At 74.5% G+C, this 19,745-nt stretch carries 20 protein-coding genes and 1 pseudogene; 12 read left to right on the plus strand and 9 right to left on the minus strand.

Going from position 1 to position 19,745, the window contains the following annotated elements; genetic code table 11:
* Nucleotides 1-125: 125 nt before the first annotated feature.
* From ACZ6S8_RS32945 to ACZ6S8_RS32960, 4 genes are read right to left on the minus strand one after another with little or no spacing between them, the layout of a single operon-like run.
* Nucleotides 126-851 (minus strand): glycosyltransferase family 2 protein, encoded by a 726-nt coding sequence (locus ACZ6S8_RS32945; protein WP_469461195.1) that lies wholly within the window; start codon nt 849-851, stop codon nt 126-128.
* A complete protein-coding gene (locus ACZ6S8_RS32950; protein ID WP_469461335.1) occupies nt 848-1,435 on the minus strand; it encodes a class I SAM-dependent methyltransferase in 588 nt (195 codons plus the stop codon). Before ACZ6S8_RS32950 ends, ACZ6S8_RS32945 begins: the two co-directional genes overlap by 4 nt.
* Before the next feature lie 35 nt (nt 1,436-1,470).
* Complete coding sequence (locus ACZ6S8_RS32955; protein ID WP_469461197.1) at nt 1,471-2,238, minus strand: PIG-L deacetylase family protein; 768 nt, start codon at nt 2,236-2,238, stop codon at nt 1,471-1,473.
* Complete coding sequence (locus tag ACZ6S8_RS32960) at nt 2,235-3,275, minus strand: acyl-CoA dehydrogenase family protein (RefSeq protein WP_469461337.1); 1,041 nt, start codon at nt 3,273-3,275, stop codon at nt 2,235-2,237. The genes ACZ6S8_RS32955 and ACZ6S8_RS32960 overlap by 4 nt, the downstream gene beginning before the upstream one ends.
* 432 nt (nt 3,276-3,707) lie before the next feature.
* On the opposite strand from ACZ6S8_RS32960, the gene ACZ6S8_RS32965 reads away from it, so the two are divergent.
* Nucleotides 3,708-5,999, plus strand: coding sequence for a catalase (locus ACZ6S8_RS32965; RefSeq protein ID WP_469461199.1), 2,292 nt, complete (start codon nt 3,708-3,710; stop codon nt 5,997-5,999).
* Between the two features lie 68 nt (nt 6,000-6,067).
* On the opposite strand, the gene ACZ6S8_RS32970 is transcribed toward ACZ6S8_RS32965, so the two are convergent.
* Nucleotides 6,068-6,325: a WhiB family transcriptional regulator gene (locus ACZ6S8_RS32970; protein WP_469461200.1), complete on the minus strand. Its 258-nt coding sequence runs from the start codon at nt 6,323-6,325 to the stop codon at nt 6,068-6,070.
* Nucleotides 6,326-6,530: 205 nt separating this feature from the next.
* Here ACZ6S8_RS32970 and ACZ6S8_RS32975 point away from each other — a divergent pair, with 205 nt between their 5' ends.
* On the plus strand, nt 6,531-6,713 hold the full coding sequence (locus ACZ6S8_RS32975) for a hypothetical protein (RefSeq protein ID WP_469461201.1): 183 nt from the start codon (nt 6,531-6,533) through the stop codon (nt 6,711-6,713).
* On the opposite strand, the pseudogene ACZ6S8_RS32980 reads toward ACZ6S8_RS32975, so the two are convergent.
* Nucleotides 6,701-6,787: pseudogene (locus ACZ6S8_RS32980) on the minus strand (polysaccharide deacetylase family protein); the annotation flags it as partial. The gene ACZ6S8_RS32975 and the pseudogene ACZ6S8_RS32980 overlap by 13 nt on opposite strands.
* 20 nt (nt 6,788-6,807) lie before the next feature.
* On the opposite strand from ACZ6S8_RS32980, the gene ACZ6S8_RS32985 reads away from it, so the two are divergent.
* The gene (locus ACZ6S8_RS32985; protein WP_469461203.1) at nt 6,808-7,194 is read left to right on the plus strand and encodes a response regulator transcription factor; all 387 of its coding nucleotides are present in this window, start codon (nt 6,808-6,810) and stop codon (nt 7,192-7,194) included.
* Here ACZ6S8_RS32985 and ACZ6S8_RS32990 read toward each other — a convergent pair.
* Complete coding sequence (locus tag ACZ6S8_RS32990; protein WP_469461205.1) at nt 7,081-8,142, minus strand: LysR family transcriptional regulator; 1,062 nt, start codon at nt 8,140-8,142, stop codon at nt 7,081-7,083. The genes ACZ6S8_RS32985 and ACZ6S8_RS32990 overlap by 114 nt on opposite strands.
* A gap of 110 nt (nt 8,143-8,252) precedes the next feature.
* Here ACZ6S8_RS32990 and ACZ6S8_RS32995 point away from each other — a divergent pair, with 110 nt between their 5' ends.
* Nucleotides 8,253-9,152: an inositol monophosphatase family protein gene (locus tag ACZ6S8_RS32995; RefSeq protein WP_469461207.1), complete on the plus strand. Its 900-nt coding sequence runs from the start codon at nt 8,253-8,255 to the stop codon at nt 9,150-9,152.
* 61 nt (nt 9,153-9,213) lie between these two features.
* Nucleotides 9,214-9,858, plus strand: a complete 645-nt coding sequence (locus ACZ6S8_RS33000; RefSeq protein ID WP_469461209.1) for an NAD(P)-dependent oxidoreductase — start codon at nt 9,214-9,216, stop codon at nt 9,856-9,858.
* Here ACZ6S8_RS33000 and ACZ6S8_RS33005 read toward each other — a convergent pair.
* Entirely contained in the window at nt 9,836-10,264 is a 429-nt protein-coding gene (locus ACZ6S8_RS33005) for a hypothetical protein (RefSeq protein ID WP_469461211.1), read from the minus strand. The two genes, ACZ6S8_RS33000 and ACZ6S8_RS33005, sit on opposite strands and share 23 nt — an antisense overlap.
* 193 nt (nt 10,265-10,457) lie before the next feature.
* Here ACZ6S8_RS33005 and ACZ6S8_RS33010 point away from each other — a divergent pair, with 193 nt between their 5' ends.
* Entirely contained in the window at nt 10,458-11,057 is a 600-nt protein-coding gene (locus ACZ6S8_RS33010; protein WP_469461213.1) for a putative glycolipid-binding domain-containing protein, read from the plus strand.
* Between the two features lie 33 nt (nt 11,058-11,090).
* Here ACZ6S8_RS33010 and ACZ6S8_RS33015 read toward each other — a convergent pair whose 3' ends face one another.
* Nucleotides 11,091-12,497, minus strand: a complete 1,407-nt coding sequence (locus tag ACZ6S8_RS33015) for an MFS transporter (protein ID WP_469461214.1) — start codon at nt 12,495-12,497, stop codon at nt 11,091-11,093.
* A gap of 96 nt (nt 12,498-12,593) precedes the next feature.
* Between ACZ6S8_RS33015 and ACZ6S8_RS33020 the strand changes: the two genes are divergently transcribed.
* From ACZ6S8_RS33020 to ACZ6S8_RS33045, 6 genes are all read left to right on the plus strand, one after another.
* Entirely contained in the window at nt 12,594-13,310 is a 717-nt protein-coding gene (locus tag ACZ6S8_RS33020; RefSeq protein WP_469461216.1) for a helix-turn-helix domain-containing protein, read from the plus strand.
* A 43-nt stretch (nt 13,311-13,353) separates the two neighbouring features.
* Complete coding sequence (locus ACZ6S8_RS33025) at nt 13,354-13,695, plus strand: PRC-barrel domain containing protein (protein WP_469461218.1); 342 nt, start codon at nt 13,354-13,356, stop codon at nt 13,693-13,695.
* A 181-nt stretch (nt 13,696-13,876) separates the two neighbouring features.
* Complete coding sequence (cseB, locus tag ACZ6S8_RS33030) at nt 13,877-14,623, plus strand: two-component system response regulator CseB (protein WP_469461219.1); 747 nt, start codon at nt 13,877-13,879, stop codon at nt 14,621-14,623.
* 137 nt (nt 14,624-14,760) lie between these two features.
* The gene (locus tag ACZ6S8_RS33035) at nt 14,761-16,032 is read left to right on the plus strand and encodes a sensor histidine kinase (RefSeq protein WP_469461221.1); all 1,272 of its coding nucleotides are present in this window, start codon (nt 14,761-14,763) and stop codon (nt 16,030-16,032) included.
* A gap of 166 nt (nt 16,033-16,198) precedes the next feature.
* Entirely contained in the window at nt 16,199-16,981 is a 783-nt protein-coding gene (locus ACZ6S8_RS33040) for an ABC transporter ATP-binding protein (protein ID WP_469461223.1), read from the plus strand.
* Nucleotides 16,982-17,174: 193 nt separating this feature from the next.
* Nucleotides 17,175-19,739, plus strand: a complete 2,565-nt coding sequence (locus tag ACZ6S8_RS33045) for an ABC transporter permease (protein WP_469461225.1) — start codon at nt 17,175-17,177, stop codon at nt 19,737-19,739.
* Nucleotides 19,740-19,745: the final 6 nt, after the last annotated feature.

The following is a 19,745-nucleotide window of genomic DNA, read 5'->3' on the forward strand; positions in this document are numbered from 1 at the left end:
CGGGCGGACAGCCGTGAACCCGGCCGGTGTCGACCCGCCCGCGAGAGGGTCCCGATCTGCCCCTGCCCACGGCGAGGAGCGCCAATCGCGACCGGCCGGACGGGCGGGAACGTACGGGCGCCGGGTCATCCCGCGGTCGGCGCTCGCCCGTCCAGCGGGTGAGCGGCCAGGGCGGCCAGGTCGTCGGCGAAGCCTCCGCGTGCGCGTCCGCGGACCCGGGCGGAGGTGAGGACCGGGCAGAGCGCCGTGGCCAGGACGCGGTGCCCGGCCCGGTTCAGGGCGTCGACCAGGCCGTGGTCCTCGCCGACCGCGAGGGGCGGGAACCCGCCGACGGACAGGTAGGCCCGTGCGGTGACCCCGAGGTTCGCGCCGTGGACGTGCGGGTGCCGCCAGTCCCCGTGCGGCGGGCGGGTGGCTTCGTACCGGGTCCGGAGGTGGTCGGCGAGGGGTGAGGTGCGGGGCAGGACGACGGTGCCCGCGACCGCCTCCCAGCCTTCGCGCGCACGGGCCAGGTGGTGGGAGAGCCAGCGCGGGGGTACCTCGCTGTCGGCGTCGGTGGTGGCGATCCAGATGCGGGACGCCGGAGGGCCGAGGTGGCGCAGCGCGTGTTCGGCGCCGAGGGCGCGCGCCCGGCCCGGACTGCGGGAGGCGCTGGTGACGACCAGGGCGCCGGCTTCGCGCGCGAGGTGGGCCGTCCGGTCGTGGCAGGAGTCCGCGACGACCACGGTCAGGGTCCGTACCCGGCGCAGGTCCGGGTGCCGGGCGGCGGTGCGGACGGCGCGCAGCGCGGCCGGCAGGAGGGCCTCCTCGTCGTGGGCGGGGATGACGACCGCCACGGCATCGGCCCTCACACCAGGCCCTCCTGCTCGGCGGGCGTCGCCGGACGGCTGCCGTCCGGGAGGAGGCGGTGGTGGACCTGCAGGACGAAGTCGTCCTCCCGGTGATCGGCCAGCAGGCGCAGACCGGGCGTTCCGGCCAGGATCCGGGCGATGTCGGTTCCCGTGGAGAGGTGCTCGGGGACGGGGTGGTTCCAGTGGACGGTCAGCAGGGTGCCGCCCGGTTCCAGCGCCGCGACGGCGTGTTCCAGCACGCTCCGTACCGTCGGCGTGGCGAGGTAGTAGAGCAGCTCGGACAGGACGACGAGGTCGAACGTTCCCTCCGGCCACTGGGCGGGGACGGTCATCTGCCGGACGTCGACGTGCGGATGCCCGCTGGTGCGCCGCCGGGCGGTCTCGACCACGGACGCCACGCGGTCGCAGGCGAGCACCGCGTCGCAGCGCAGTGCCAGGCGCCTCGTCAGTTCGCCGACCGAGCAGGCCGGTTCGAAGGCCCTGCGGTAGCGCTCCCGCGGCAGGGCGGCGACGGTCAGGTCGTACTTGCGCCGCTCGTACCAGCGTTCCGCGAGGTGCCAGGGGTCCTCGGTGTCGCGGTACATGTCGTCGAAGTACGACGCCGGGGTGGACTGGTCGGTCACGTGAAGAACACCTCGATGTCGCGCAGGTGGTGGGCGAGTTCCTCGGGCGGCAGGACGGCCGCGTCGGCAGGGTCCGGTCCCAGGGGTGCGATCTGGCTGACGAAGTGCCGCACCGCCCGCCGCTTGAGAGCCGCCGCCCCGGGAGGCAGGCGGACGGCCGCGGCCGTCGCCCAGGGCACTGCGGGGTCGCCCGGGCGGGCCCAGTGCCACATCCACACCGGGTACGTCCAACACGTCACGGATGCGGCGCGGGCCGCCTTGACCGCGGCCCGCCCGGCGGCTTCGTGGTCGCCGTGCACGTCGTCGGTCCACGGCGCGAGGCACAGTCGGGCGCCGTCGAGGAGCGGCGCCAGGGCGGCGGCGACCTCCTCCTCGTGGTGGGCGAGCCGGGTGTCGGCGACCTTGAGGCGGACCACCTCGGCGCCGGTCGCGCCCAGGGCGTCGAGCGCCCGGCGCAGCTCCTCGGCTCTGACGGCTGCCAGCCGGCCCGGTGTGGTGCGGGTGCTGTGGGGGTGGGAGCCCTCGCCGTCGGTGACCGACACGACGGTGAGGGTGAGGCCGGCCCGTGCGAGGAGGGCGATGGTGCCGCCGGCTCCCAGTACCTCGTCGTCGGGGTGGGCCGCCACGATCACGACCCTGCCGCGGTCGGGCAGGGCCGCCTCCGGCAGGCCGGCGAGACCGTCCCAGGCCCGCCACTCCCGCTCCGGGGTTCCGGGGGCCTGGATCGGGTCGGCGGGCGGCGCGGGCTCGGGCGGGCGCGTCACTGCTTCTCCGTACGGGCGACGAGGCGGCCGAGTTCGGCCAGGTTGCGTTCGCCGTGGTGCTGGCGGATGTAGACGGCGAGGTCGGCGGCGTTGCGGGTGTGGGACGGGTCGTGGCACAGCGGTTCGGCGCCGGTGGCCCGGCCGACGTGGGTCAGGACGTCGGCGCAGACGGATTCCACGAAGGCGCGGACGCGCAGACTGCGCTGCCGGGCCGTGGCCGTGGCCTCATCGTCGGCATCGGCATCGGCATCGGCGGGATCGCGGTCGATCTCTGCGGCGGCCCGGTCCAGCACGGCCGCCGCGGCGTGCAGGCGCATGTCCACGGCCCCCAGATGGGCGTCGGTGAGCGGATCGGGCCCGCGCCGGGCCGCCGTACGGGTGAGGGTGTCCGCGACGGCGCGTGCCCCGCCGTACCAGCACGCGGCCACCCCGATGCCGCCGTGCTGGAAGCCCGGCCGGTCCACGTAGGCCTCCACCCCGCCCACGGGAACCGCGGGAACGTCCTCGAACCGGACGTCGGCACTGTCGCTGGCCGCCATGCCCAGCGCCTGCCACGTGCCCTCGACCGGTCGGCAACCGGGCGCCCGCGGGTCCGGTTCCTCCCCGGTCTCGCCGGTGGCGACGGTCACGCCGGTGGCGACGGCGAAGAGCCGGCGGCCGTCCCCGGCCGCGGCCGTCACCAGGGCGTGCGTGCAGCTGTGCGCTCCCGAGCAGTACCGCTTCAGCCCGTTCAGGACCCACCCGTCATCGCCGAGGCTCGCAGCGAGCCCCTGGCCCGGCGGCTCGGCCGCCCAGACCCCCCAGCGCTCCCCCGGTCCGACCGCCGGACCCCCGAGCTCCGCCAGGATCGCCACCGCGTCCACGTGCCCTTCCACCAGGCGGGCCAGCGACAGGTCCCGCTGCGCCACGGAGGCCAGCGACCGGAACCGGACGGCGGTCCGTCCCGCTCCCGGCAGCGGGAAGTCCAGTGCTCCCGAGGCGATGTCGGCAACGCACTGCGCGAAGTCCGCCGCGCTCTCCCTGCGGACCTCCTCCATCCAGGCGTCACGGCCCGTGCCGTGCGGGGCGCGCACGCCCGGACGGGCTCCGTATGCGGTGTCCTGCATCCGCGGTGCTCCCTACCGAAAGGTGTGAGGCGCTGGCAGATCGCCCACGGCGCGACCGTTCCGCGCGCCGTGCTGCGGCTACCCGCTGCCCGGCCGGCGATGCGCGGGGACCGCGGGTCGGGTCGGGGCCGGTCACCCGACCCGTGGCGACGTCTCATCTTGGCCACCGGGCGAGCGGCCCGCATCACGGCGCGGGCGGACGCGCCCCGTGGCGGCGCCCCGCGCCGTCCGGGGCGCGGGCGGCCTTCACCGGTACGGACGTCCCCGGGATGCCGGGGTCCGCCGGAGGCGAAAGGGTGGCACGGGGTCTCAGGGCCTGTCCGCAGCTGTGCCCACCGCGTGAGGCAAGAGGAGATACCGAGCATGGCCCAGAAGAAGACGACGAAGTCCCCGGCGAAGAAGAGTGCCGCCGAGGAACGCGCGGCGGCGAAGGGCGCGTCGGGCAAGCGGGCGCAGCGCGGTGGCATCCCCGGGAAGCCCGCGCCCGAGCCGCCGGCCGCCGGCGAGCCGACCAGGCCCCGGGGGCCCTTGCCTCCCAAGCCCGACCAGTCGGGTCCCGAGACGGTGAGTCCGACGGGTCAGCCCACCGGCGCGCCGCAGGCGGCGGTCGCCCAGGGCGGGGCCTACCTGACGACGGCGCAGGGAACCCGGCTCCACGACAGCGACCACTCGCTGAAGGCCGGGGCCCGCGGACCGGTGCTGCTGCAGGACCACCACCTGCGCGAGAAGATCATGCACTTCGACCACGAGCGGATCCCGGAGCGCGTGGTGCACGCCCGCGGCGCGGCCGCGCACGGCGTCTTCCGGGGCTACGGCACCGCGGGGAAGGTCACGAAGGCCGGGTTCCTGGCGAAGGGCGTCGAGACGCCGGTGTTCGTGCGGTTCTCCACCGTCCTCGGCTCGCGGGGCTCGGCGGACACGGTGCGCGACACCCGCGGGTTCGCGACGAAGTTCTACACCGACGAGGGCACGTTCGACCTGGTCGGCAACAACATCCCGGTGTTCTTCATCCAGGACGCGATCAAGTTCCCCGACGTCATCCACGCCGGCAAGCCGCACCCCGACCGGGAGATCCCGCAGGCACAGAGCGCGCACGACACGTTCTGGGACTTCGTGTCCCTGCACACCGAGGCCACCCACCACACCCTGTGGAACATGTCCGACCGCGGCATCCCGCGGTCCTTCCGGATGATGGAGGGCTTCGGCGTCCACACGTTCCGCCTGGTCAACGCCAAGGGAGCCACCACCCTGGTGAAGTTCCACTGGAAGCCCAAGCTCGGCGTCCATTCCCTGGTCTGGGAGGAAGCGCAGATCACCAACGGGATGGACCCGGACTTCCACCGCCGGGACCTCGCCGACGCGATCGAGGCGGGCGCGTTCCCGCAGTGGGAGCTGGGCATCCAGGTCTTCCCCGACACCCCGGAGCAGACGTTCGAGGGCATCGACCTCCTGGACCCCACCAAGATCGTTCCGGAGGAGCTCGCCCCCGTGCAGCTCATCGGGCTGATGACGCTCGACGCCAACCCGACCAACTATTTCGCGGAGACCGAGCAGGTGGCCTTCCACCCCGGCCACCTCGTCCCCGGCATCGACGTCACCGACGACCCGTTGCTCGCGGGCCGGCTCTTCTCCTACCTCGACACCCAGATCAGCCGGCTCGGCGGCCCCAACTTCGGCCAGATCCCCATCAACCGGCCCCACGCCCCCGTCAACGACATGCTCCGCGACGGCATGCACCAGACCGCCGTGCACGGCGGGGCCGCGCCGTACCGGCCCAACAGCCTCGACGGCGGCTGCCCCTTCCTCGCGGACGCCGGTACGGGCGCCTTCATCGAGGTGCCGGTCGAGCTGCCCGCGGCGCGGAAGGTCCGCGAGGCTCCCGCGTCGTTCTCCGACCACTTCAGCCAGCCCCGCCTGTTCTGGCTGAGCATGACGCCGGTCGAGCGCGAGCACATCATCGCCGCGTACACCTTCGAGCTGAACAAGTGCTACGAGCAGGCCGTCAAGGAACGTGCCCTGGCCGTCCTCGCCAACATCGATCCGCAGCTCTGCGGGGAGGTCGCCACCGGTCTCGGACTTCCCGCGCCGGCCGCCACCACCCCGCTCACCGAGCCGGACCCGAGCCCGGCCCTGTCCCAGCTGGGGCGTGAGTGGCCGCTCGACGGGCGCGTCATCGGCATCGTCGCGGACCCCGAGAGCGACCTCGCCGGGCTGAAGACCGTACGGGAAGCCGTCCTGGCCGGGGGCATGGTGCCCCTGGTCATCGCCCCCACCGGCGGCACCCTGGGTACGAAGAGGAACCCGGTCACGGTCCAGCGCACCTTCGCCACCGCCCGTTCCGTCGAGTTCGACGCCCTTCTGTTCGCCGGAGCGCCCCGGGCGGCGGCCGACGCCCACGGCGCCCGGGACGCCAAGGCGGGAGCACCCCGCCCGGGTGGCCCCGACCCCCGGGTCCTGATGCTGCTCACCGAGGCCTACCGCCACGGCAAGGCCATCGGCGGCTGGAAGGAGTCCTCCCGGATCCTCGACGCTGCCGGGATCGGGACGGACGAGCCGGGCATCGCCTTCGCCGCCACCCCCGCTGCCGCTCTCAAGCAGCTCAAGCGGGCGATGGCGCAGCACCGGGCCTGGGACAGGTTCCCCGTGACGGGCTGAACCCGCGAAGACGGCGGGCCGCCGGTGCGTCCGCACCGGCGGCCCGCCGTGAGGCGACGCCGCTGGGATCAGGCTTCGAGGCGGGCTCGGGCCTCTCTGGCCGTCCGGCGCTTGAGGGCGCGCCGTTCGTCTTCGGTCAGGCCACCGCACACGCCCATGTCCTGGCCCCCTTCGAGGGCCCACTGCAGGCACTCGCCCAGGACCGGGCAGCGTCGGCACACGGCCTTCGCCTCCTCGATCTGGAGCAGGGCAGGGCCGCTGGTGCCGATGGGGAAGAACAGGTCCGGATCTGCCTGTCGGCAGGCGGCCTGGTGACGCCAGTCCATCGTCGTGCCTCCGTTCGCATGGCCGGTAGCTTCACTGTTCGCCTGGCCGGTATCGCCGGCTCTATGCAGAACAACGGCGGCGTCTTTCCTCCTCTTCCCGTCGGCCGGACGCGGCGTCGTTTAGTGCGGGCGTGTGGGGTAGGCGGGACGCATGTTCAGGCATCGACGTGTGCGTACGGCTGTTGTCCTCGTGATCAGTTGGGTGGTGTTGACCGGTGTAGAGCGCTGGGGCGAGGCCGCGTCCTGGTCGGCGGCAGTGCTCAGCGGGCTGCTGTGGGCGGTCGTGGTCACCGGCGCCTGGTGGTTCGCCGAATGGACGCAGGCGAGCCGGCTCCGCGGCACGCACCGGTCGGAGCACCGCCGCGCGGAGGCGGATCAGGGGCGGTAGACGGTGCCGGGGGTGGGGGGCGCCGGGGCCATCAGCCGGGACACCGTGACGAAGGTGTAGCCCCGGGCGCGGAGCTCGGCGATGACCGTCCTCGGTGCCACCGTCGGCCGGGGCGTGTTCCACCGCTCGCGCCGCTTGCTCATCGACTCCCTCACCGGGCACACCCGGCGCGCGGAGAAGCACGCCGTCCGCCGGGTCGCGCAGGACCGGTCGCGGCCCGGGAGGACATCGCCCGCGACATGGCGCCGCGCGCGGGCGCGAGCGGGTCCTGGCTCCCCGCGAGCGCGAAGTGGCCCTGGCCGTGGCGCAGGGCCGCACCAACGCCGAGATCGCGGGCGCCCTCGACCTGAGCGTCCCCACCGTCACCTCACACGTGTCCGCCGCGATGACGAAGCTCGGTCTCACCCACCGGGTCCCGATCGCCCTCCTCGTCCACGACGCCGACTTCGGCAGCGACCCGCCCGGTCTCGGAACCCCGTGAGCCCGCGGCCACCGGCGGCGTCGCCGTGAAGGGTTCTTCCGGTGTGGCGCAGGCACCGCGCAGTGCGGTACGGGCCTGCCCGCGCAGCCAGGTGTGGGCGGGATCGTTGTCGTAGCGCTGGTGCCAGGCGACGTAGATCGGTATGGCCGGCATGGCCAGCAGGGTCGGCAGCGGCCGGACACGGAGCCCGAGGTCGTCCAGGAGGGGGCGGCTGACGAGTTCGGGAACTGCCACGACGAGGTCGTGGTGGCGGACGAACTGGAGGGCCGTGGCGTTGGTGGGCGCGGCGACCACCACCCGGCGGGCCAGGCCGAGGGCCTGCAGCGCGTCGTCGACGGGGTCGCGCAGGCGCCCCCGTCGGGACACGGTGATGTGTTCGGCGACCGCGTAGTCCTCGAGGGCGAGGGCGCCGCCGGCCAGCGGGTGGCCGGGACGCATCGCGAGGACGAGCCGGTCGTGACCCATGATCTCGTGGCGGATCTCGGGCGATGAGGGCTCGCTGGACGTGGCTTCGAGGTCGATGTCCCCCCGCCGCGGGTCGTGGGTGTCGGTGGCGCCTTCCGCCAGGAAGCGCAGACGCACCCCGGGCGCCTGGGTGCGCAGCGCGCGGAGCAGGGCCGGACCGGCTGCCGCGGCCAGGGCGTCGTGCCACTTCAGAATGAAGGTCCGCTCCAGGCGGGCGAGGTCGACCTCCGTCTGCGGGGAGAGGACGGCCTGCGCCTGCTGGACCAGCTCGTGCACGGTCGCGCGCAGGGCGAGGGCGCGGGGGGTGGGGGTCATGGTGCGGCCGGTGCGCACCAGGATCTGGTCGCCGGTGGCCCGGCGGATGCGGCCCAGGGTGCGGCTCATCGCGGGCGCGGAGACGTGGAGGCGGGCGGCGGCGTCCGTCACGCTGCCTTCTTCCAGCAGGGCGTCGAGCGCGGTGAGCAGATTCAAGTCCAGTTGCATGAGGGTAAATCCAGTCGTAACTAGATTGCATTTGAAGTTAATGATGCCTGGTCATAACGTCGTAGTCGAGCGGCCGGACGGCCGCGAATCCTTCTCCAGCAGGAGCGATCATGAACGCCTTCTCCGCGCCCGGTACCTCTTCCACCGCCTCCGCCTCCAGCGCCTCCTCCGCCTCCTGCGCCGCCGAGACCGCCGAGAACACCCAGACCGCCGGGACCGCCCAGCTCGATGCGGTCCTGGAGCGCACGGTGACGGTCGTGAAGGCGGCCGGGGAGCTGCTGCGCGAGCGCTACGACGGGGGTGCGCGCCCCGGTGACCTGGATGAGGTCGTCCGCGCCATCTACGCCAACGACGAAGCGGTCCTGGCGCTCGTCAAGGAGCCGCTGCTGGCGGCGCGTCCCGGATCCCGCTGGGTGGAGGACGAGCTGGCGAGCGGCCTGCTGCCCGCAGGCGAGTGGTGGGTGGTGGACACGGCCGAGGGCAACATCAACCACATCCACGGCATGGGCGAGTGGGGGGTGACCGCCACGCTGGTGCGCGACAACGCCCCTCTGCTGACGGTGGTTCACCTGCCGCTGACCGGCGACACCTACACGGCGATCCGGGGCAGGGGTGCCCTCCTCAACGGAGAGCTCCTGCACTCCTCCGCCAAGACCGACCTGCGGGCCGCCCTCGTGGGCACCGGCCAGGCGAAGCCCGGCGAGGACGAGGAAGCCCTCCGCCGCATGGGCGCCTCGGTGACCGCCATGCTGATCAACGCGTTGGTCGTGCGGGTCTCGGTGCCGGCCACGATGCAGCTCATCCACGTCGCGTCCGGGCGCATGGACGCCTTCTGGCAGTTCTCCGACGTGCGCTCGGGGCTCCTGCCCGGCGCGCTGCTGGTCTCCGAGGCCGGCGGCACGGTCACCGACACGCAGGGAGAGCCGTGGAGCCTGGCGAGCGCCGACTTCCTCGCCTCCGCCCCCGGGCTGCACACCCAGGTGGTCGACGTCCTCTCCGACCTGCTCTGACCCCTTCCCCTCCCCTCCCGCCCCGCCCCCTCCCCCCTTGCTGCCACGACTGGAGAGCATCGTGAAGATCGCCGTACTCGGTTCCACCGGACAGACCGGACGGCTGGTGATCGCGCGCGCCGTGGAGCGCGGGCACGACGTCATCGCCCTCGCCCGCCGCCCCGACCAGGTGGCGATGCCCACCACCGGGAACCTGAGGGTGGTTCGTGCGGACGTGACCGAACCCGGCAGCATCGAGGCGGCGGTTGAAGGTGCCGACGTCGTGGTAAGCGCCTTGGGCATCACCAGGGAACAGGACCCCGCGATCCTCGTCGAAGGTGCCCGCCAGGTCGTTTCGGCCGCCCCCCGCGTCGTCTGGCTCACCTCGCTGGGCATGGGTGCCACCGAGGGAGCCCTCGGCAGCGTCACCGGCGCCCTCCTCAAACGCGTCCTGCGTCATGAGTGGAACGCCAAGGAGATATCCGGCCGCACCATTCGCGCAGCGGGCGGGACCACCGTCCATGCCGGGCCGTTGACCGACAAGCCCCATCAGGGAAACGGCCGCCTCGTCCGCACCGGGGACTTCCGGCGCCGGCTGCTCCCTCCCACGGCGCCGCGCGCGGGCATCGCCGCACTCATGGTCGCGGAGGCCGAAACGCCGCACTTCGCCGACGCGGACACCATCGCCCTGTTCGAGAGCGGCTTCAGCCGAGGCAGCGGCGGCTGACCGCCCGCTGTCCCCGCGCCAGCCACCTCACCGGCCAGTGCAGCAGCACCGCGAGGCATATCAGCCAGCCCCCCGCGTGCACCGCCCAGACGCCCGCCATGGTCGGGCCGCCCCAGGCCTGGTGGTAGTCGGTGCCGAGGTACCAGATCGGGTAGCCGAAGTTCCGGACCGAGTTGAACAGCGCGTAGCCGACCAGGACGAAAGCCGCCAGGTCCAACGGCAGCCCGAGGACCGCCCGGCACAGCACCCGGCCGCCCGTCCACCCCTGGCCGCCGGCTATGCGTCCCTGCCACCGGGCGGCGCGCCCGGACTGCCCTATCAGGGCCACCACGGCCGCTGCCAGCCCGATCGGCAGCGCGAGGGCCGCACCGGCGGCGGCGTGGACGGTTCGGCGGATCGCGGACATCGACTGGCTCCTCACACTCGTTCTGCTGACGAATCCAATGTCCCCCCGGCGGGCATCAGCCGTCATCACTCCACGGAGCCATCCGCGTCTGCATACCTGAGAGCTACCCACCCCGCCGCCTCCCGTGCCCCGCGCAGCACGGGAGGCGGCGCGGAGCGCGGTCGGCGGGCATCCCTGCCAGTAGGTTGGCCGGGTGACCGAACACCGCGTACCGACCTGGGAAGTGACGGCGAGCGGAGGGCTGGAGACCGCCTGGGTACGGATCGACCCCGGCCCCGGTGATCCCCCGCGCCCCGGACGGCTCCTGGCCCGGGGCCGGGCCGTCGGCACGCAGCCGGAGCCGTACTGGCTCTCGTACGAGCTGGAGACCGGCGACGACTACGTCACGCGGCGCCTGAGCGTGCGCGTCGAGGACGCCGGGCGGGTACGGGAACTGGACCTGCGGCGCGCAACATCCGGCGGGTGGACCGCCGACGGGCACCCGAGGCCGGACCTGGAAGGGGCGCTCGACTGCGACCTCGGCCTGTGCCCCCTCACCAACTCCATGCCCGTGCTGCGGCACGCCCTGCACCGGAACGCGGGCGAGCACGGGTTCCTGATGGCCTGGGTGTCCGTGCCCGACCTGGCCGTCCGACCGTCGCGGCAGACGTACACGCACCTCGGCCGCACCGGCACGGGCGGCGGCGCCCTCGTCCGCTACGCCTCCGAGGACTTCACCGCCGACGTCGAGTTCGACGCCGACGGCCTGGTCGTCGACTACCCGGACCTGGCCCGCCGCCGCTCCCCCGCCTGACCCGCCCCCACAGCCGCGCCGCCGTCCGCGCCCTCATCCGCCGGCGGCGTCCCGCCGCGGCCGCGACGCGCGGGCCACCGCTAGCAGGGCCACCCCGCAGCCGGCCACCAGGATCCACCCGGGGCGGGACGCCTGCGCCAGATCGGCCGGTCCGGCGCCCGCGACGAGGCCCCCCGCGGCGGCGATGCCGACCGCGCCGCCGAACTGGCGGGCGGTGGACGTGATCGCCCCGGCCACCCCGGCCCGGTCCGGCGGCAGCGCACTCACCGCCGTGTCGGTGATCGGCGCGTTGGCGAAGCCGAACCCGGTTCCGATGAGCCCGTAGGCCAGCAGGAGCAGCGGCACGCCGGTGTGCTCTTCGAGCCCGGCCAGGCAGAGCCCGCCGGCCGTGATGGTGCCGCCCGCCAGAACGAGCGGCACCCGTGCTCCGACCCGGCCGACCAGCCGCCCGGACAGGGGTGCGCAGACGGCCGCCCCGACGGCCAGGGGCAGGGTCGCCGCCCCCGCGGCCAGGGGTGTCCACCCCCGGGTGTGCTGCAGGTACAGGGTGGTGAGGAACAGCGTCGCGTTCAGGGCCGCGAAGACCGCCACCGCCCCCACGACGGCGCTGCCGAAGGCCGGCCTCAGGAAGAGCCGCGGATCCACCAGGGGCTCGCGCCGGCGGCACTCGACCCGTACGAATGCGGCCGCCGCCGGCACGGCGACCCCGTACGCACCCCACGCCGCGGGCGAGGTCCAGCCGATGCGGGGTCCCTCGATCAGGACGCCGACCGCGGCCACCATGGCAACGGCGAGCAGCACCTGGCCCGGCAGGTCGGGCTTCCGCGCGCGCCGCGCCCGGGACTCCGGCACGAAGACGGCGGTGAGCACGAGGGCGGCCGCGATGACGGGTGCGTTGATCCAGAACAGCGACCGCCAGCCGAACTCCGCCACGAGGGCGCCGCCCGTGACGGGGCCGACGGCCATGCTGAGACCGAAGACCGACGCCCAGATGCCGATCGCCCGCGCCCGCTCCCCCGGGTCGGGCATCGTGTTCACCACGATCGCGAGCGCGACCGGGCTGAGCATCGAGGCGCCGACGCCCTGGACCGCACGGGCCGCGACGAGCGCGCCCGCGGAGGGGGCGAGCGCGCAGAGCAGCGAAGCCGCCCCGAACACCGCCAGACCCAGCTGGAAGATCCGGCGCCGTCCGAACCGGTCCGCGAGCGCGCCGGAGGAGATCAGGAGACTGGCCAGGACCAGGGTGTAGGCGTCAACGGTCCATTCGAGGTCGTGGGTTCCGATCCCGAGGCCCTGCCCGATCGCGGGCAGGGCCACGTTGACGATGGTGGTGTCCAGGCCCACCAGGAACATGCTGAGGCAGCAGACGGCGAGCACCGTCCAGCGCCTGCGCGCGCTCGGTTCGGCGGGGATCGGGAGGGGGTGGGTCGTCGCGGTCACGGTCTGCCTCTCACGTGCGGGTTCGGGTGCCCGGTCATGCTCGGGCGGGGCAGGGGCCGTTGACCACGAAAGTTGCGAACACTGCAAACTGGGCCCATGCACGAGCACTCCGGGGACGCGACATGCCCCACAGGTCCACCGGCCGCCACGGGCACCGCCCGCGCAGCCCGCACCGCCCGCACCTCCGAGACCGCGGGCTCCGGGGACGCCGGGGAGGCCGGGGACGCCGAGGTCAAGCGGGTGATCGACGGGATCGGGCCCCGGCTCCGCGGCCTGCGGCGCGACCGCGGGCTCACCCTGGAGGCCCTCGCGGCATCGACCGGGATGTCGGTGAGCACGCTGTCCCGCCTCGAATCGGGCAAGCGGCGCCCGACGCTGGACCTGCTCATCCCGCTCGCGCGCCTGTACCGCGTCGCTCTCGACCGGTTGGTGGCCGCACCGGCCAGCGGCGACCCGCGGGTGCACCTCGAACCCGTGCGCAAGGGACACGGGAGCATCCTCGTCCCCCTGACCCGGTACCCGGGCCGGGTGCAGGTGTTCAAACAGGTGCTGGCGCCGCGCGAGCCGAAGCTGGTGACCCACGAGGGCCACGAGTGGCTCTACGTCCTCGCCGGAGAGCTGCGGCTCGTCCTGGGAGAGCGGGAGTTCGTCCTGCGTCCCGGCGAGGCGGCCGACTTCGACACCGGCGAGCCCCACTGGTTCGGCCCGGCGGACAGCGGCACGGTGGAGATCCTCCACCTGTTCGGGCCGCGCGGCGACCAGGCCGTCGTGCGGACGGACCCCGCCGGGGCGATCGTCGCGGCGCGGGGTTGAGGCGCCGGGCCGCGGGCACCCGGGTTCCATGACCCGTCACGACATGTGGAATCACCGACAGGCCCCGGAGTTCGTCGAGGGCGTGGACCTGGCCGGCTGGCCGGTGGAGGCGACCGACGGCACCGTCGGCAAGGTCGACAAGCACTCGGCCGAAGTGGACTCCTCGTACCTGGTGGTCGACACCGGAGTCTGGATCTTCGGCAAGGAGGTCCTGATCCCGGCCGGGACCATCACCCGGATCGAGCTGGACGAGCAGCGGGTCTACGTGGGCCTCTCCCGGGTGCAGATCGAGAACGCGCCCGAGTTCGACCGGCACCTGCACCTCGGCGACCCGGCCTACCGCGACGGCCTGAGCACCCACTACGGCCCCGGTTACCCCGTCTGAGCACCACCCCGCCGAGCCGCCCCCGCACCGCGCGGGGGCGGTTTTGTATCGGTCGGGTATCGGGAAGCGCGTGGATTTCCATCGAAGCCGTGGGTCCGCCACGCGCCGGGGCGGCGCGGCCGGCGGCTGGCCTATCGTTGCGTCCGTCCCGTACTTCCCTCCGCACAGGAGTCGTCCGCCCGTGTCCTCGTCAGCCCCGGCTCCGGCCTCCCCCCAGTCCGTGCGGGTGCTGCTGGTCGAGGACGACGACCTGATGCGCCGGTCCTTCGGCGTCGCGCTGGAGCGGTACGGCTACCGGGTCACGGCGGTCGCCGACGGGCTGTCGGGCCTGGAGGCGTTCCTCGCCGCGGGCTTCGACCTGCTGATCCTGGACGTGATGCTGCCCGGTCTGGACGGGATCGGTCTGTGCCGCAGGGTCCGGGAGACCAGCCTCGTACCGGTCCTGATGATGTCCGCCCGCGGCGACGGGCTCGACGTCGTCGCCGGGCTGGAGGCGGGGGCGGACGACTACGTCGTCAAGCCCGTGGACACCTACGTGCTCGTGGCCCGCATCCGGTCCCTGCTGCGGCGGGCCACCTACGCGCCCGTCCCGGCTCCGGCCGAGGGCGGGACCGCGGGCGGCGGTGAGAACGCGGGCGAGGGCGACGTGCTGGTCTTCGGGGACCTGACCGTCGACACCGGAGGCCTGGAGGTGTCCGTCGGCGGGAGCCCGGTGGCGCTGACCCCGACCGAACTGAAGCTTCTGCTGGCGTTCGCCGCCCGCCCGGGCATCGTGCTGGAACGGCACACCCTGCTGCGGGACGTGTGGGAGTACGGCTGGGACGGCGACAGCCGGGTCGTGGACCTGTGCGTGCAGCGGCTGCGCGGCAAGCTGGGCAGGGACCGGATCGAGACGGTCCGCGGCTTCGGCTACAAGCTCAGGCGCTGAGGCCGGTGCCCGCCTTTCACCGGCCGGACCCGCTCGACCGGCCGGATCCGCTCCCCCGGCCGGACCCGCTCGACCCACCGGCCCCGCTCCCCCGGCCGGACCCGGTGCCCGCACCGCGCCGACGGCGTACGGCCCGCGTGCCCCTGCGCTGGAAGATCGCCGCGCTGGCCACGGCCACGGGCTGCCTGGTCGCGGCGGCCGTGGGCGTACTGGTGCACGTCTGGACCGCGGGGGACATCCGCGACCGGGCCGGGGCGCGGGCGTTCAACGGCCTGTACTCGGCCATGGACGTCTACCGGCGGACCGGCGCCCTCTCCGGCGGCGCCGCACTCGACCCGGCCGATCTGCCCGCCGCGCTGCGACGCCCGGTCGACGGCGACCGGCGCACGGCGTACGACGGGTCCGTCGACGGGAACGTGGGACCGAGCGTCTGGGCCGCCCAGCGGATCGGCGGCCCGGGCAGCCCGGTGCTGGCCGTCCAGGCCAACATGAGTGGCGAGCTCCACGAGCTGCGGCGGCTCGACGCGGTCATGGGTGCGGCCTCGCTGGTCGCGCTCGCGGCCGCCGCGCCGGTGGCCGTGTACGGAGCCGGGCTGCTCGGCCGCCGACTGCGGCGGGTCTCCGAGACCGCGGGCCGGATCTCCGCAGGCGACCTGGACGCCCGGACCGGGCCCCTCGCGGGCCGTGACGAGGTGGACGACATCGCCGCCACCGTCGACCTCATGGCGGACAGCCTCAGCCGGAGGCTGCGCACCGAGCGCCGGTTCACCGCCGACGTGGCCCACGAGCTGCGCACCCCCGTCGGCGGCCTGCTGGCCGCCGCGGACCTGCTGCCGCCCGGCGAGACGGAGGACCTGCTGCGCGCCCGGGTGCGGGACCTGCGCGCCCTCGTCGAGGACCTGCTGGAGATCTCCCGGCTGGACGCGGGCGCCGAGCAGCCGGTCCACGCACGCGTCCCCCTCGGCGCGGTCGTCGCCGAGGCCGTGGCACGCACCGGCCTCGACACCGGGATCACCGTCGGCGCCGTCGGAACCGACGGCGGCGGCGGCGGCGACGGGAGCGTGATCAGCGGCGAGGGCCGGGGCGCGCACCTCGTGGAAACCGATCCGCGGCGCCTCGAACGCATCGTCGCCAACCTCGTCGTCAACGCGCACCGGCACGGATCCGCCCCGGTGCGGGTCACCGTCGAGGGCCGTACGGTCGTCGTCCGCGACGGCGGTCCCGGCTTCCCCCCGGACCTGCTGCGCGACGGGCCGCGGCGCTTCCACACGGGCGCCGCGGAGCGCGGAGCGGGCCACGGCCTGGGCCTGACCATCGCCCTGGGCCAGGCCCGGGTCCTCGGTGCCGAGCTGCGCCTGGACAACGCCGCGGACGGCGGCGCCGTCGCCACCCTGCGCCTGCCCGCCTGACGCACCGGGCCGGCCCTCCCCGGCGCGCCGCTTCGGCCCTGGCAATCCGGGCCGCTACGGAACCGGTACACGGCGGAGCGTGCGCCGATACACGGTGGCGGGGGGCCCGATACCTCCCCCGGAGACCCTCTGGTGTGCCCCCTTCCGCACCCGATGAGGAGTCCCCGTGACCGCCGAACCCCATGCCCCGCTCGCACCGCGCCCGACCTCCGGGATCGCGGCCTCCACCAGCGGCCTCACCAAGGTCTACGGCAGCGGCGACACCCGTGTCACCGCCCTCGACGACGTCGGCATCGCCTTCCGGGAGGGCGAGTTCACCGCGATCATGGGTCCGTCCGGGTGCGGCAAGTCGACCCTGATGCACTGCGCCGCCGGGCTCGACTCGTTCAGCTCCGGCTCCGTACGGATCGGCACCACCGAGCTGGGCACGCTCGACGACCGGCAGCTGACCCGGCTGCGCCGGGACCGGATCGGCTTCATCTTCCAGGCGTTCAACCTGCTGCCGACCCTGACGGCGCTGGAGAACATCACGCTGCCGTCCGCCATCGCGGGCCGCCGCCCCGACCGGGAGTGGCTGGACCGCGTGGTGTCCATGGTCGGCCTCTCCGAGCGGCTCGGCCACCGTCCCGGGCAGCTGTCCGGAGGGCAGCAGCAGCGGGTCGCGGTCGCCCGGGCCCTGGTGTCCCGCCCGGCGATCGTCTTCGGCGACGAGCCCACCGGCAACCTCGACTCGCGCGCCGGCGCCGAGATCCTCGGGTTCCTGCGCGACTCGGTGCGGGCACTGGGCCAGACCGTGGTCGTCGTCACCCACGACCCCGTCGCCGCCGGCTACGCCGACCGCGTGGTCTTCCTCTCCGACGGCCGCCTGGTCGACGAGATGGCGCACCCCACGCCGGAGCGGGTCCTGGACCGCATGAAGGCCTTCGACAGCCGCCCGCGCACCAGCTGACCCGCCGGGGCCGGGCCCGCGGAGCCCCGGCCCGCTGGGCCGCCGCCGCGCCGGCCATCGCCCCGCCCCCGCCCGTACCGCCCCCGCCCGAACCGCTGCCGCCCGTACGCCGTACGGCTGCCGCGGCGGCTCCCGTACCGAACCAGCCGTCCGCTCGATCCTTCGAGCCCGCTTCCCAGGATGCGCCCCCGCCATGTTCCGTACCGCCCTGCGCTCCGTCCTCGCGCACAAGGCCCGTCTGGCCATGACCGTCCTCGCGGTCTGCCTCGGCGTCGCCTTCGTCTCCGGCACCCTCGTCTTCGCCGACTCCTCGGTCGCGGCCCACCGCGCCGCCGCCTCACAGGACTTCGCCGGCATCGCGTTCGCCGTGACCCCGAAGGACCCACCCCCGGGGACCGCCCCGGAACAGCGCACCCCCGTGCTGGACGACGCACTCGTACGGAAGCTGGCCGGCCTGCCCGGCGTCGCCGCCGTACGCCCGTCGGCCGACGGCTCGGCCGTCCTGAACGCGGCGGACGGCACTCCGCTGCGGGCCGACAAGGCGTGGGCGCACCCGGCCGCCGCCTACGTACCGGGCAAGGACGGTACGGACGCCCGCCACCCGCTGGTCGAGGGCCGCGCCCCGCGCGGCGAGGGGGAACTCGCCGTGGACGCCGGCACCGCTGCGGCCGGCCGCTTCCGCATCGGCGACACGGTCACGCTGGCCACCGACGGGCCCGTCATGACCAAGCGGCTCGTCGGCATCGTCACCACCAAGGACACCCGGGTGACCGCCGGAGGCACCCTCGCGCTGTTCGACACGGCGACCGCCCAACGGCTGTTCGCCTCCCCCGGCCACTACACGGGCATCAACCTGTACGCCGCCCCCGGCGCCGACCGGGCCGAACTGTCCCGCCTGGTCAGCGCGGCGCTCCCGGCCGGCCGCGCCGAGGCCGTCAGCGGCAGCGCCCTGGCCGACCAGCAGGCCTTCTACATCGCCACGCTGACCCGGGGCTACGAGAAGATGCCGATGGTCTTCGCCGCGGTCTCGCTGTTCATCGGCTCGTTCCTCGTCGTCAACACCTTCACGATGCTCGTGACGCGTCGCACCCGGGAGATCGCCCTGCTCCGGGCGATCGGCGCCTCGCGCCGCCAGGTCGTGCGCTCCGTGCTCCTGGAAGCCCTCCTGGTCGGCCTGGTCGCATCGGGGGCCGGCTTCCTGCTGGGCCTCGGCATCGCCTCCGTACTGCCCGACGTCCTGGGTTCCGCCGGGGACACGCTGCCCGACGGGCCCCTGGTGATCGGCCCGCTGCCCGTCATGGCGGCGCTCGGCGTGGGCGTGGGCGTCACCGTGCTCGCCGCGTGGCTGCCGTCCCGCAGGGCGGCGAGGGTCGCGCCGATCGAGGCGCTGCGCGCGGCGGAGCAGCCGGCCGGCGCCGCCCGGTCGCGGTGGCGCGGCGCGGTGGGGCTGGTGCTGCTCGTCGTCGGCGTCGGCGTACTGGTGTCACTGACGGGGGCGAAGGACGCCTCGGAGGAGAACCTGCAGCAGGCGATGGCCGGCTGCGCCGCGCTCGTCGGGGCGATGGTCCTGCTGTCACCGCTGCTGGCCGCCCCCGTGATCCGCCTGACCGGCCGTCTGACCCGGCGCTTCGGGATCACCGGCCGACTCGCGCGGGAGAACGCCCTGCGCGACCCGCGGCGCACCGCGGCCACGGCCGCCACCCTGATGATCAGCACGGCGATGGTGGCCGGGCTCGCGGTCATCGGGAACTCCAGCGCGCAGGCCCTCGACCGGCAGGCCGCGTACGGCCTCGGCGCCGACTACGTGATCGGTACCCGGAGCAGCATGACCGGCATCGAACCGGCCGCGGTCCAGCGGGTGGCGGGCACGGCCGGCGTGCGGGCCGCGGCCCCCGTCACGGACTCCGTCCTGAGCATCGGCGGTCACACCCAGGGGATCTCCGGGGTCGACCCCGCGACCCTGGACGGAGCCCTGCGGCTCGACTTCGTCAGCGGCTCGCCGGCGGACCTGGGGCCGGGCCGCATCGCCCTGTCCGCCACCGTCGCCCGGCGGAACGGGGTGAGCGCGGGCGGCTTCGTCGAGGCCGCGATGGGCCGCGAGCAGGAGCCCCGGCGGTACGCCGTCGTGGGCGTCTACCGGGACAACCCCACCGCGGGCGAGGCCCTGGGCGCCGGCGACGAGGTGCGGGAGCACAGCCACCTGCCGGGTTCCGTGCAGCGGATCCTCGTCCGTACGGACGACGGCGCCGTCTCCCGGGCCACCGCGGAGCGGCTGCGCGCCGCCGTGGGCGGCAACCCGCTGCTGAAGGTGCAGGACAGGGAGGAACTGGTCGACGAGGCGGCGGGCACCATGGGCGAGCTGCTGACCCTGATGTACGGGCTGCTGGCCGTCGGCATGGTGATCTCCTCGCTCGGCATCGTGAACACCCTGGCCATGTCGGTGTCCGAGCGGACCCGCGAGATCGGCATGCTGCGCGCCATCGGCATGGACCGCGCAGGGATCCGGCGCATGGTGCGGCTGGAGTCGCTGACCGTCGCCGGTTTCGGCACGCTCCTGGGCCTGGCGGGCGGGCTGTTCGCGGCCTGGGCGGTCGGCGCGCTCGCCAACGGCGCGATCGAGCAGTACACGCTGGCGCTGCCCTGGGGGACGCTGCTCCTGGTGTGCCTGGGGTCACTGGTGATCGGCGTGGCCGCGGCCGCCCTCCCGGCCCGCCGCGCGGCCGCCCTCAGCCCCCTGGAAGCCGTGGCCGCCGCCTGACGTGAG

Source organism: Streptomyces sp. NPDC048461 (genome assembly GCF_055587105.1).

What these genes read in the sequence shown, in the direction of transcription:
- ACZ6S8_RS32965 (WP_469461199.1), top strand. Translation starts at nt 3,708, where the DNA reads ATGGCCCAGAAGAAGACGACGAAGTCCCCGGCGAAGAAGAGTGCCGCC.
- ACZ6S8_RS32960 (WP_469461337.1), bottom strand. Translation starts at nt 3,275, where the DNA reads ATGGAGGAGGTCCGCAGGGAGAGCGCGGCGGACTTCGCGCAGTGCGTT.
- ACZ6S8_RS33045 (WP_469461225.1), top strand. Translation starts at nt 17,175, where the DNA reads ATGTTCCGTACCGCCCTGCGCTCCGTCCTCGCGCACAAGGCCCGTCTG.
- ACZ6S8_RS33005 (WP_469461211.1), bottom strand. Translation starts at nt 10,264, where the DNA reads ATGTCCGCGATCCGCCGAACCGTCCACGCCGCCGCCGGTGCGGCCCTC.
- ACZ6S8_RS32950 (WP_469461335.1), bottom strand. Translation starts at nt 1,435, where the DNA reads ATGTACCGCGACACCGAGGACCCCTGGCACCTCGCGGAACGCTGGTAC.
- ACZ6S8_RS33025 (WP_469461218.1), top strand. Translation starts at nt 13,354, where the DNA reads ATGTGGAATCACCGACAGGCCCCGGAGTTCGTCGAGGGCGTGGACCTG.
- ACZ6S8_RS32995 (WP_469461207.1), top strand. Translation starts at nt 8,253, where the DNA reads ATGAACGCCTTCTCCGCGCCCGGTACCTCTTCCACCGCCTCCGCCTCC.
- ACZ6S8_RS33020 (WP_469461216.1), top strand. Translation starts at nt 12,594, where the DNA reads ATGCACGAGCACTCCGGGGACGCGACATGCCCCACAGGTCCACCGGCC.
- ACZ6S8_RS32970 (WP_469461200.1), bottom strand. Translation starts at nt 6,325, where the DNA reads ATGGACTGGCGTCACCAGGCCGCCTGCCGACAGGCAGATCCGGACCTG.
- ACZ6S8_RS32990 (WP_469461205.1), bottom strand. Translation starts at nt 8,142, where the DNA reads ATGCAACTGGACTTGAATCTGCTCACCGCGCTCGACGCCCTGCTGGAA.